11 protein-coding genes and 1 tRNA gene are annotated in these 11,875 nt (G+C 62.3%); 9 read left to right on the top strand and 3 right to left on the bottom strand.

Annotated features, from left to right (window positions below):
• Positions 1-944: aldose 1-epimerase family protein (locus tag ACK3CV_RS16725; RefSeq protein ID WP_489009880.1), on the top strand; the 944-nt coding region annotated here is incomplete at its 5' end.
• Positions 945-1,017: 73 nt separating this feature from the next.
• Here ACK3CV_RS16725 and ACK3CV_RS16720 read toward each other — a convergent pair.
• Positions 1,018-1,093 (bottom strand) — tRNA-Asn (locus ACK3CV_RS16720).
• Between the two features lie 453 nt (positions 1,094-1,546).
• On the opposite strand from ACK3CV_RS16720, the gene ACK3CV_RS16715 reads away from it, so the two are divergent.
• The 5 genes from ACK3CV_RS16715 to ACK3CV_RS16695 all read left to right on the top strand — a co-directional run bounded on the left by ACK3CV_RS16715 (position 1,547) and on the right by ACK3CV_RS16695 (position 6,587).
• Positions 1,547-2,665 carry a branched-chain amino acid ABC transporter substrate-binding protein gene (locus ACK3CV_RS16715; RefSeq protein WP_033647954.1) on the top strand — a complete coding sequence of 373 codons (1,119 nt, stop codon included), beginning with the start codon at positions 1,547-1,549 and terminating at the stop codon, positions 2,663-2,665.
• 125 nt (positions 2,666-2,790) lie between these two features.
• Positions 2,791-3,705, top strand: coding sequence for an ABC transporter permease subunit (locus ACK3CV_RS16710; RefSeq protein ID WP_004928592.1), 915 nt, complete (start codon positions 2,791-2,793; stop codon positions 3,703-3,705).
• Between the two features lie 10 nt (positions 3,706-3,715).
• On the top strand, positions 3,716-5,002 hold the full coding sequence (gene livM / locus ACK3CV_RS16705; protein ID WP_164040461.1) for a high-affinity branched-chain amino acid ABC transporter permease LivM: 1,287 nt from the start codon (positions 3,716-3,718) through the stop codon (positions 5,000-5,002).
• Positions 4,999-5,874, top strand: a complete 876-nt coding sequence (locus tag ACK3CV_RS16700; protein WP_164040459.1) for an ABC transporter ATP-binding protein — start codon at positions 4,999-5,001, stop codon at positions 5,872-5,874. Before livM ends, ACK3CV_RS16700 begins: the two co-directional genes overlap by 4 nt.
• Entirely contained in the window at positions 5,871-6,587 is a 717-nt protein-coding gene (locus ACK3CV_RS16695; RefSeq protein ID WP_164040456.1) for an ABC transporter ATP-binding protein, read from the top strand. Before ACK3CV_RS16700 ends, ACK3CV_RS16695 begins: the two co-directional genes overlap by 4 nt.
• Positions 6,588-6,617: 30 nt before the next feature.
• Here the strand turns inward: ACK3CV_RS16695 and ACK3CV_RS16690 are convergent, their stop codons facing one another.
• Positions 6,618-7,040 (bottom strand): winged helix-turn-helix transcriptional regulator, encoded by a 423-nt coding sequence (locus ACK3CV_RS16690; RefSeq protein ID WP_164040454.1) that lies wholly within the window; start codon positions 7,038-7,040, stop codon positions 6,618-6,620.
• Between the two features lie 86 nt (positions 7,041-7,126).
• On the opposite strand from ACK3CV_RS16690, the gene ACK3CV_RS16685 reads away from it, so the two are divergent.
• Positions 7,127-8,074, top strand: coding sequence for an aromatic alcohol reductase (locus ACK3CV_RS16685; RefSeq protein ID WP_164040452.1), 948 nt, complete (start codon positions 7,127-7,129; stop codon positions 8,072-8,074).
• 17 nt (positions 8,075-8,091) lie between these two features.
• On the opposite strand, the gene ACK3CV_RS16680 is transcribed toward ACK3CV_RS16685, so the two are convergent.
• Positions 8,092-8,778 (bottom strand): aspartyl/asparaginyl beta-hydroxylase domain-containing protein, encoded by a 687-nt coding sequence (locus ACK3CV_RS16680; protein ID WP_164040450.1) that lies wholly within the window; start codon positions 8,776-8,778, stop codon positions 8,092-8,094.
• 268 nt (positions 8,779-9,046) lie between these two features.
• On the opposite strand from ACK3CV_RS16680, the gene ACK3CV_RS16675 reads away from it, so the two are divergent.
• Positions 9,047-10,237 (top strand): sugar transporter, encoded by a 1,191-nt coding sequence (locus ACK3CV_RS16675; RefSeq protein WP_033654945.1) that lies wholly within the window; start codon positions 9,047-9,049, stop codon positions 10,235-10,237.
• A gap of 174 nt (positions 10,238-10,411) precedes the next feature.
• On the top strand, positions 10,412-11,812 hold the full coding sequence (locus tag ACK3CV_RS16670) for an MFS transporter (RefSeq protein ID WP_204280363.1): 1,401 nt from the start codon (positions 10,412-10,414) through the stop codon (positions 11,810-11,812).
• Positions 11,813-11,875 lie beyond the last annotated feature (63 nt).

Raw genomic sequence — 11,875 nt, 5'->3', positions numbered from 1 at the left:
TCCTGCGGGCGGAAGGATTTGGCGCGAAAATGGGGTGGGATTCTCCGGTCAAAGAGGTGGTCAACCCCGCCTTTATCAACCTGGAAAGCCGCAATGGGCTCGGCTGGCTGGAAGGTTTCAATGAGATGATGGTGCGCTGCGGCTATGAGTGGACCGGTCATCCGGTGACCGAAGAAGGGCAAATTTACACCTTGCACGGCAAAGCGGGCAATACGCCGGCCTCACTGGTTGAGGTTGAGGTAGCGGATACGGCGCCGTATGAAATTCGTATTCGCGGCCTGATCAAAGAGAGCACATTCAAAAAAGCCGATCTGCAAACCCTGACCGAACTGCGCTACGTACCCGGCAGCAACAGTTTCAGCCTGCATGATGTGTTAACCAACCGGGCGGATTATCCCCACGACTACCAGATTATCTACCACAGCAATTTCGGCGCGCCGATTCTGGAAAATGGCGCCCGCTTCCTGGCGCCGATGGCCAGCATCAGCCCGTTTAACGACTATGCCAAAGCCGGGTTGAAGACCTGGGGAACCTATGCCGGCCCCACCAAAGGGTTCGATGAAATGGTCTTTAACATTAAGCCATTATCGGATCCGAATCATCAGACACTGGCGGCGCTGGTCAATCACGCGGGCGACAAAGGGGTGGCGATTCAGTTCGATACCCGCCAATTGCCCGTCCTGACGCTGTGGAAGAATACCGATACGTTAAAACAGGGATATGTCACGGGGATTGAGCCGGGCACCAGCTATGCCTACCCGGTCACCATCGAGCGCGAACAAAAACGCGTTAAGCAATTGCAGCCTGGCGCCAGTGCGCAGTTTGATCTGACCTATACCTTGCTGCACAGCAAAGCGCAGGTGGCGGATCTGGAGAGGAAGATTGCTGATATTCAGGGTAAGGTAAAAATTGATGAAAATGCTGCGCCGATAGCCAAAGAGTAACGTTGCCTGTCGATGCATTTAGCGTGAAAGCAAAAAGCCCGCTCGGGTTTCCCTGAGCGGGCTTTTCTAAATATGGCTCCTCTGACTGGACTCGAACCAGTGACATACGGATTAACAGTCCGCCGTTCTACCGACTGAACTACAGAGGAATCGTGTGAACGGGGCGAATAATAGCGGGGCGCCTGGGGTTTGTCAAAGCGCTAAACTGCAAAAAAAGCGCGTTTGCTGAGGGAATGAGCACCTTGCGCTGTTTTTCGGCATTTTTCATCGCTATGCGCTGATTTTTGCATCCCAAATCGTTTTGACGTCGTTTGCACAAGCCGTTGCACGGCGATGGTGCAGGGTCACTCTCGCTATCCCGCACCTTCCCTCTTAGCCGTACGGCTTATCCCCGTTAACCCCGTCAAACGCCGCGCCGCAACTGATATGTAGGATGAATAAGCAAATAATATGTATTCGTCGTCACAATGGCTGGATTTTTGCTTACCCATTTTTGGGGAATGCGACTGCGCTCTCAAGAAAATTATTTTCCCCGTCTACACATAAAGTGAAAGTTCCGCGCCCCAGGGCGTTCCGCTACACCAGTGCTGAGGAAGATAACAATGTCATCGAAATTGATAAAAAGTCCGCTCGCTGCTTTGCTCATCGGTTGTTTAGGTACGGCGTTTTCCGCGCAGGCCGATATCGTCATCGGCGTCGCCGGGCCGTTCTCCGGGCCGAACGCCACCTATGGCGATCAGTATTGGCGCGGGGCTTCGCAGGCGGCGGCGGACATCAACGCCGCCGGCGGCATCAAAGGGGAAAAAATCAAGCTGGTGCAGGGGGATGACGCCTGCGAACCGAAACAGGCGGTCGCGGTCGCCAACCGGCTGGTGGATCAGGAAAAGGTCTCGGCGGTGGTCGGCCACTTCTGCTCTTCTTCTACCATGCCCGCCTCCGAGGTGTATGACGAGGCCGGCATCATCGCCATCACCCCCGGCTCTACCAACCCGCAGATCACCGAGCGCGGCATGAAGACCATGTTCCGCATGTGCGGGCGCGACGATCAGCAGGGCGTGATCGCCACCAACTACATGCTGGACACCCTGAAGGCCAAGCGCATCGCGGTGATCCACGATAAAGACACCTATGGCCAGGGGCTGGCGGACGCGGCGAAGGCGGCGATGAACAAGCGCGGGGTCAAGGAAGTGCTGTATGAGGGGCTGTCGCGCGGCGAGAAAGACTTCAACGCGCTGGTGACCAAGATCGCCTCGGTCAAGCCGGACGTGGTCTACTTCGGCGGTTGCCATCCGGAAGCCGGGCCGCTGGTGCGCCAGATGCGCGAGCAGGGCGTGACCGCCAAGTTCTTCTCCGGCGACTGCGTGGTGACCGAAGAACTGGTGACCGCCGCCGGCGGGCCGCAGTACACCAACGGCGTGCTGATGACCTTCGGCAACGATCCGCGTCAGATCCCGGAAGGCAAGGCGGTGATCGCCAAGTTCCGCGCCAGCGGCTTTGAGCCGGAAGGGTACACCCTCTACTCCTACGCCTCGATCCAGGCGATCGCCGCCGCCTTCAACGCCACCGGCGGCAAAGACAGCGCCAAGGCCGCCGAATGGCTGAAGTCGCACGATGTGGACACCGTGATGGGCAAGAAGGCCTGGGACCAGAAGGGCGACCTGAAGGTTTCGGACTACGTGGTCTACCAATGGGATGACAAGGGCAAATATCACCAGCTGTAAACGGCCGAACCTTGAAGTTGTAACCCTATGACCGACGGGCTCGCCGCTCTGGCGAGCCCGTTCCGCGATGACCTTTGGGCCGCGTCGGACTGCGTTGGCGGCCTTACCAGGCGAGACTGCTCATTATGGATGTATTCTTTCTGCAACAGCTGATCAATGGCCTGACCCTCGGTGCGGTGTATGGCCTGATCGCCATCGGCTACACCATGGTTTACGGCATCATCGGCATGATCAACTTCGCCCACGGCGAGGTGTACATGATCTCCGCCTACCTGTGCGCCATCGGTTTGGCGCTGCTGTCGTTCTTCGGGCTGCACTCGTTCCCGCTGCTGATCCTCGGCACGCTGGTGTTCACCATCGTCATCACCGGGGTGTACGGCTGGGTGATCGAGCGCATCGCCTACAAGCCGCTGCGCAACTCCACCCGCCTGGCGCCGCTGATCTCCGCCATCGGCATGTCGTTAATCCTGCAAAACTACGCGCAGATAAGCCAAGGGCCGCGCCAGCAGGGCATCCCGACGCTGCTGAGCGGCGTGTTCCGCCTGGAGTTCGACGGCGGCGTGGTGCAAATCACCTACACCAAAGTGTTTATTCTGGTGGCGTCGCTGCTCGGCATGGCGATCCTCACCTACATCATTCAGCGCACCCGGCTGGGGCGCATCTGCCGCGCCACCCAGCAGGATCGCAAAATGGCTTCGATTCTCGGCATCAATACCGATCGGGTGATCTCGCTGGTGTTTGTGATCGGCGCCGCCATGGCCGGGCTGGCCGGGGTGCTGATCACCATGAACTACGGCACCTTCGATTTTTACGTCGGCTTTATCATCGGCATCAAGGCCTTCACCGCCGCGGTGCTGGGCGGCATCGGCTCGCTGCCGGGCGCCATGCTGGGCGGGCTGCTGCTCGGGGTGGCGGAGGCGCAGTTCGCTGGCATGGTGAACTCGGATTACAAGGACGTGTTCTCCTTCGGGTTGCTGGTGGCGATCCTGATCTTCCGTCCGCAGGGCCTGCTTGGCCGGCCGCTGATCGCCAAGGTTTAAGGAGAACGCCATGTCGCAATCCGTGATCCACGGCGGGCTGGACGCTAAACGCAGCCTGCTGGACGCCGTCTTGGCCGGGCTGATCGCCCTGATCGTGTTCGGGCCGATCGTCGGCATCGTGCTGAACGGCTACAGCTTTAACTTCGAACCGCACCGGCTGGTGTGGATTATCGTCGCGGTGATGGCCGGGCGGCTGCTGCTGAGCCTGTTCCTGCAAACCGCGCCGGGGCGCAGGGTGCTGGCGCGTTTCGACGGCGGCAACGACGGCGTCTACGTACGGCCGCTGGGCTATAAATCCAACCTGCGCTGGCTCCTGCCGCTGATGGCGGCGATCGCGCTGCTGTTCCCGTTCGTCGCCACCAAATACCTGCTGACGGTGGCGATCCTCGGCCTGATCTACGTGCTGCTCGGCCTGGGGCTGAATATCGTGGTCGGGTTGGCGGGGCTGCTCGATCTGGGGTACGTGGCGTTTTACGCCATCGGCGCCTACGGGCTGGCGCTGGGCTATCAGTACCTCGGGCTGGGCTTCTGGGCGATGCTGCCGCTGGGGGCGCTGATGGCGGCGCTGGCCGGCGCGCTGCTGGGTTTCCCGGTGTTGCGCATGCACGGCGACTACCTGGCGATCGTCACGCTGGGGTTTGGGGAGATCATCCGGCTGGTGCTGAACAACTGGATGTCGCTCACCGGCGGGCCGAACGGCGTCTCGGTGCCGGCGCCGACGGTGTTCGGCCTGGAGTTCGGCCGGCGCGCCAAAGACGGCGGGGTGCCGATCCACGAGTTTCTCGGCATTGATTACAACCCCAACCTCAAGTTCATCTTCATCTACGCGGTGCTGTTTTTGGTGGTGCTGCTGGTGCTGTACATCAAGCACCGGCTGACGCGCATGCCGATCGGCCGCGCCTGGGAGGCGCTGCGCGAGGATGAGATCGCCTGCCGCTCTCTCGGGCTCAATCACGTGCTGGTGAAGCTGTCGGCCTTTATGCTGGGCGCCTCCACCGCCGGGCTGGCGGGGGTGTTTTTTGCCACCTATCAGGGCTTCGTCAACCCGACCTCGTTCACCTTCTTCGAGTCGGCGCTGATCCTGGCGATCGTGGTGCTGGGCGGCATGGGCTCCACCCTCGGCGTGGTGCTGGCGGCCTTCGTGCTGACGGTGGCGCCGGAGCTGCTGCGCAGCTTCGCCGAATACCGGGTGCTGCTGTTCGGCGTGCTGATGGTGGCGATGATGATCTGGCGGCCGCGCGGGCTGGTGCGCATCAGCCGCGCCAGCTTCGCCGAACGCAAGGGGGTGGCGCCATGAGCGACGCCATTTTGCGGGTGGAGCACCTGATGATGCGCTTTGGCGGCATCAAGGCGCTGAACGACGTCAATCTGGAGGTGGAGCGCGGCTCCATCACCGCCCTGATTGGCCCCAACGGCGCCGGCAAGACCACGGTATTCAACTGCCTGACCGGCTTTTACCGCGCCAGCGGCGGCGCGATCCAGCTCAATACCCACAAGCGGCCGACCGACGTGATCCAGGTGCTGGGGCAGAAGTTTCGCGCCGGCGACTGGATACGCCCGAAGCGGCTCGGCTCGCGCCTCTATTACAAGATGTTCGGTGGCACTCATTTGGTCAATCGCGCCGGGCTGGCGCGCACCTTCCAGAATATCCGCCTGTTCCGCGAAATGTCGGTGGTGGAGAACCTGCTGGTGGCGCAGCACATGCAGAGCAACCGCAACCTGATCGCCGGGGTGCTGAATACGCCGGGCTACCGCCGGGCGGAAAGCGCCGCGCTGGATCACGCCTTCTACTGGCTGGAGGTGGTGGATCTGGTGGACTGCGCCAACCGGCTGGCGGGGGAGATGTCCTATGGCCAGCAGCGGCGGCTGGAGATCGCGCGCGCCATGTGCACCGCGCCGGAGATGATCTGTCTCGACGAACCGGCCGCCGGGCTGAACCCGGTGGAAACGGCCACGCTGAGCCGCATCATCCGTTTCCTGCGCCAGCATCACGGCATCACGGTGCTGCTGATCGAGCATGACATGGGCATGGTGATGGAGATCTCCGATCGGGTGATCGTGCTCGATCACGGCGACGTGATCGCCCGCGGCACGCCGCAGGAGATCCAGCACAACGAGGCGGTGATCGCCGCCTACCTGGGCGCGGACGAAGAGGAGCTGGCGGGATGAGCGAAACGATGCTGGAATTTCGCGAAGTGGACGTGTTTTACGGGCCGATCCAGGCGCTGCGCAAGGTGTCGCTGCAGGTCAACGCCGGGGAGACGGTGGCGCTGATCGGCGCCAACGGCGCGGGAAAATCCACGCTGTTGATGTCGATCTTCGGCCAGCCGCGCATCGCCGGCGGGCAAATCCTGTTTGGCGGCGAGGACATCAGCCGCCGCTCCACGCACTACGTGGCGGCCGGCGGCATCGCGCAAGCGCCGGAAGGGCGGCGCATCTTTCCGGACATGAGCGTGGAGGAGAACCTGCTGATGGGCACCATCACCGTCGGCAACCGCTATCTGGCGGAGGATCTGCAGCGCATGTTCGAGCTGTTTCCGCGCCTCAAGGAGCGGCGCAACCAGCGGGCGATGACCCTGTCCGGCGGCGAGCAGCAGATGCTGGCGATCGCCCGTGCGCTGATGAGCCGGCCGAAGCTGCTGCTGTTGGACGAGCCGAGCCTGGGGCTGGCGCCGATCGTGGTGCGGCAGATCTTCGGCGTGCTGCGCGAGTTGACCCGCAGCGGCATGACGCTGTTTCTGGTGGAGCAGAACGCCAACCACGCGCTGAAGCTGTCCGATCGCGGCTATGTGATGGTCAACGGCCAGATCCGCCTCACCGGCAGCGGCCAGGAGCTGTTGAACGATCCGGAGGTGAGAAAGGCCTATCTGGGCGGCGGCTGAACGCCGCCCTTTGGGCAGGGAGGCCTGCGTTCATCCCTCGGCGGCGCTTCGTTCTTGATCATCGTAGCGTGAGCGGGCTGCCCTGAAGGCGTCGGCGGAGGCGATAATCCACGACCAGAGCGGCAGCATGTTGAGCAGCATCTCTTTCCCCGCGTCGGTGATGGTGTAAACCACGCGGGGCAGCTTTTCCTGATAATCGCAGCGCGATATCAACCCGTCCCGCTCGAGATGGCGCAGCGTCCGCGTCAGCATTCTCTGCGTCACGCCCGCTAATTGGCGGCCTATCTCGCCGTGGCGCAGCGGCCCGTGGGTGCCCAGGATATGCAATACCCCCAGCGACCAACGGTTGCCCGCATGTGCGAGGACCTCACGCTTCAACCCTTCATCGTCGTTGCTCAATTCTTCACAGAACGCCTGCGAAAATTGCAGCAGCGCTTCCCGATCGTTCGTCATATTCCTCTCCGGTATCACGCGTGTACCTAATTGAACCCGTTTTTGTCAGCTGTCAGGATGGCGTAGTGTCAAGACAGGAGGCAAGAATGAAATCCACAAATCCATCCATCAATACCGTGCTCATACTCGGCGCCGGTGAACTGGGGCTGCCGGTATTGCGCGCGATGAGCCGGCAGGCCCGGTTACACCACGCTTTAAACATCAGCGTACTGCTCCGGCCTGAGGCCGCCCGCGCCGTCACCGGCCCGCATCGCGCGCGGCGGGATGCGCTGGCGCGGCTCGGTATCGCCGCAGTGGAAGGCGACCTGCAGCAAAACAGCGTGGATGAGCTGAGCGCGTTGCTGCGCGGCTTTGACGCGGTGATCAACTGCAGCGGCTTTGTCGGCGGGGCGGGCACGCAGATAAAGATCACCCAGGCCGTTTTGCAGGCGGGCGTGGCGCGTTATTTCCCGTGGCAGTTCGGCGTGGACTACGATGTTGTCGGCACAGGCAGCGGGCAACAGGTGTGGGATGAACAGCTCGAAGTGCGCCACCTGCTGCGTGCGCAGAAGGCGACGGAGTGGGTGATTGTTTCCACGGGCATTTTCACCAGCTACCTGTTTGACCCGGGTTTTGGCGTGGTGGACGCGGCCACCAAAACGGTGCGCGCGTTGGGCGACTGGCGTTACGCGGTGACGCTGACCACCCCCGAGGACATTGGCCGGCTGACGGCCGCGATTTTTTTCCATCGGCCCGCGTTTCGCAACCAGGTGGTCTATATCGCCGGGGACACGCTGACCTACCGCGAGCTTGCCGATGTCATGCAGGCGCACTGGGGCGTTGAGGTCAACAGAGTCCTGTTGGACAAAGAGCGGCTGCAGGAGGCGGTGCTGAACCATCCGCGCGACGTCGGCGCCAAATACCGGCTGGCTTTCGCCCGGCCCGACGGCGTGGCCTGGGATAAGGCGAAAACCTTCAATGCGCGCCAGGGTATAGCCACCACTACCGCCGAGCAGTGGCTGGCGCAGCAATGCCCGACCTCTCAGGACGGTTAGTCGCCCGAGCGCCGGACTCAGAACTGGCGCTGCATCCAGCGCACGTTCAGCCGCACCAGGGCGATGATGGCGCTGGAGAGCAGCCGCAGCCCGCCGGGCATGTCGCGGCGGCGGATGTCCAGCAGCAGCACGGTGCGCACCTGCGGGCTGTCGTTCCACACTTCGTGTTCGAAGGTGTCGTCCCACAGCATGAACTCCCCCTCGTGCAGCCGGTATTCGCGGCCGTCCACTTTCAGCACCGCCGCCGGCACCCCGTCGGCGCGTTTGGGCATGTCCAGCACCAGATAGCCGCGCAGAATGCCGCGAAACGGCCCGCGGTGGGGCGGCACCTGCTTGCCGGGCGCCAGGAAGGAGAGCGAGGCGGACAGCACGTCCGGGGACGAAGCGATCAACGCCGCCAGCGTCGGGCAGCGCGCCAGGTTGCGGGCGATCGGTTGGCCGTAGGCCTTCATGATGAACATGCGCCAGTCGCGCGCGTCGTTGGCGGAAATCGACGCCTGCTGGATCATGATCTCGTGAAAGCGGGGAATATTGTGCAGATCGTGGGCGACGGTCAGCGCCTCTTCACGGATCTGCCGCCACTGGGCGGTGAAACGTTCGGCGTCGGGGAACAGCGCGGCGCTGTCGAGCACCGGCTTGCCCTGAATGCGGCGATCGTAAACATTGCGCAATGCGAGCACGGACCAATCATAAATCGCGGACATAATGACCTCGCCTCAGAAAACGCCAAATGGACACTGCGCGCGGTTCTTCGGCGCGGCGCGTCGTCTGCGGCGGCCGGAGGGGAAGAGCGGCAGGAAAAATTGGTACGCTTCAATAGATTAGCACAGCATTTGTGCAACCGTGTGTCTGCGAATGTGTCGAAATGCGGCGAAAAAAACCACACAATTAAAGTGTGACGCGTATCGCATTTAGCGGGCCGGTTGGTTAAAATATCGCGACTTGCACGCACCTGTCCGGATTTTGTTTACCATGGAACACGCTGCCGTTTCGCGCTCAACCGCCTGGTTGCGCGTGGTTATCCTCGCCGTCTCGGCCTTTATCTTCAACACCACCGAATTTATTCCGGTCGGTCTGCTGAGCGACATCGCCGCCAGCTTCTCGATGCAAACCGAACAGGTCGGCCTGATCATCACCATCTACGCCTGGATCGTCGCCGCCGCCTCATTGGCGTGCATGCTGCTGACCAGCAAAATTGAGCGCCGCAAGCTGCTGATCGGCGTGTTCATGCTGTTTATCGCCAGCCACGTGCTGACCGCCGTGGCCTGGAACTTCACCACGCTGGTCATCTCGCGCGCCGGCGTGGCGCTGGCGCACTCGGTGTTCTGGTCGATCACCGCTTCGCTGGCGATCCGCGTGGCGCCGCCGGGCAAGAAAGCCCAGGCGCTGAGCCTGCTGGCGGGCGGCACCGCGCTGGCGATGGTGCTCGGGCTGCCGCTCGGGCGGGTGGTGGGGCAGTTGCTCGGCTGGCGCATGACCTTTATCGGCATCGCGGTGTGCGCCACCCTGGCGCTGGTGCTGCTGTGGCGCCTGCTGCCGGTGCTGAAAAGCGAGCACTCCGGTTCGCTGGCCAGCGTGCCGCTGCTGTTCAAACGCCCGGCGCTGCTGGCACTGTACATGCTGACCGTCATCGTGGTGACGGCGCACTTCACCGCCTACAGCTACATCGAGCCGTTTATCCAGACCGTGGCCGGGCTGTCGGAGAACTTCACCACGCTGATGCTGCTGCTGTTCGGCGCCGCCGGCATCGTCGGCAGCCTGCTGTTCAGCCGCTACAGCGAGCGTTTTCCTTCCGGCTTCTTTATCGGCGCCATCGCGCTGCTGGCCTTGAGCCTGCTGCTGTTGTTGCCGGCCGCCGGCAGCGAAAGCCACCTGACGGTGCTGTGCATCTTCTGGGGCATGGCGATCATGGCCATCGGCCTGTCGATGCAGGCCAAAGTGCTGAGCCTGGCGCCGGACGCCACCGACGTGGCGATGGCGATCTTCTCCGGCCTGTACAACTTCGGCATCGGCAGCGGCGCGCTGCTGGGCAACCAGGTAAGCCTGCATTTGGGCATGGGCAACATCGGCTTCGTCGCCGCGCCGTTGGCGCTGATCGCCCTAGGCTGGTGCCTGCTGAGCTTCTACCGCAGCGAACGGCTGCAGCAGCACCCCAGCCGTTAAGCCACCGATTCGGGATGCCGCTGCGGCATCCCACGTTGCATTTTCCTGCTATAAAACAGGCTGCTGCAGCGTTTTATGCTTAACTTTTTTTCATAGTCTGCTAATTAAAAATTTAACTCCGACGCCGCTTCGCTAGCATAGAAAGTCATCAAAAATGTTAATGCGAGGTTAACGGTGAGTGACTCTGTAGCGGCGTCGCCGATCCATGCGCGGGATCTGGCGGCCAGAATCGACGCCTTGCCCGCGTCGGCCGGCCTGTGGCGCTTTATCATTCTGCTGTCGCTGGGCGGCTTTTTCGAACTCTACGATCTGTTCCAGACCGGCTATATCAGCACCGGCCTTATCGCCGACGGCATTTTCCACACCGGCGCGCAGGGCGTCTTCGGCGTGTCGGACCAGGCGGCCTTCGCCTCCGCCACCTTTCTTGGCCTGTTCGTCGGCGCCAGCCTGCTGAGCCCGTACGCCGATCGCTTCGGCCGCCGCGCCACCTTTATGTTCGCCCTTATCTGGTATGGCGCCTTCTCGCTGCTGCTGGCGTTTCAACAGCAGGCGGAGTGGGTGATCTTTCTGCGCTTTCTGGTGGGCGTCGGGCTCGGCATTGAGCTGGTGACCATCGACACTTATCTGACGGAGTGGGTGCCCGCGCATCTGCGCACCCGGGCTTTTGCCTTCGCGTTCTTCGTGCAGTTCCTGTCGGTGCCGGCGGTGGCGCTGATGTCCTGGTGGCTGGTGCCGCAGACGATTTGGGGCCTGAGCGGCTGGCGCTACGTGGTGATCGCCGGCGCGCTGGCTTCGCTGGTGATCTGGCTGGTGCGCAAGGGGCTGCCGGAGTCGCCGCGCTGGCTGGTGCAGCAGCGGCGCTATGCGCAGGCCCGGCAGGTGATGCGGGATATGGAACGGCGCTGCGGCGTGGCGGCCGCGGACTTCCCGTCGCGCCCGGTTGACAATGCCGAGGGGGCGCCGGCGCCGCTGCGCGGCCGCTTTCGCGACATTTGGGCGCCGCAGTATCGCGATCGCACGCTGATGCTGGTGGTGATGAACTTCTTTCAGGCCATCGGCTTCTTCGGCTTCGGCAACTGGCTGCCGGCGCTGCTGTCGGGCAAGGGCGCATCGGTCACCCACAGCCTGCTGTACGCTTTCTTCATCACGCTGGCCTACCCGCTGGGCTCGCTGCTGTGCAGCTTCTACGCCGACAAGATGGAGAATAAGTGGCAGATCGTGTTGTCTTGCCTGGTGACGGTAGTCTTCGGCTCGCTGTTCGCGCTGCAGAACAACCCGCTGTGGCTGATCCTGTGCGGCTTCTTCATCACCTGGTCCAACGCCTGGCTGACCTACAGCTACCACTCGTATCAATCCGAGATCTTCCCGACCCATATTCGCGCCCGCGCCGTCGGTTTTTGCTACTCCTTCAGCCGCCTGTCGACGGTGTTCAGCAGCATTATCATCGGCATTATCCTGCAGTACGGCGGCTCGCTGGGGGTGATCGCGTTTATCGTCGCCAGCATGCTGATCGTGATGCTGGTGATCGGGCTGTTCGGCCCGAAAACGCGCGGTATCGATCTGGAAAACATCTGACGTTTTGCGCCGGCGGTGACGCCGGCCTCTTCAGCAAAAAAACTCGCGATCATGCGAAAATTA

It is taken from the genome of Serratia sp. TSO36 (assembly GCF_057808395.1).
This window is presented reverse-complemented; position numbering and strand designations above follow the sequence as displayed.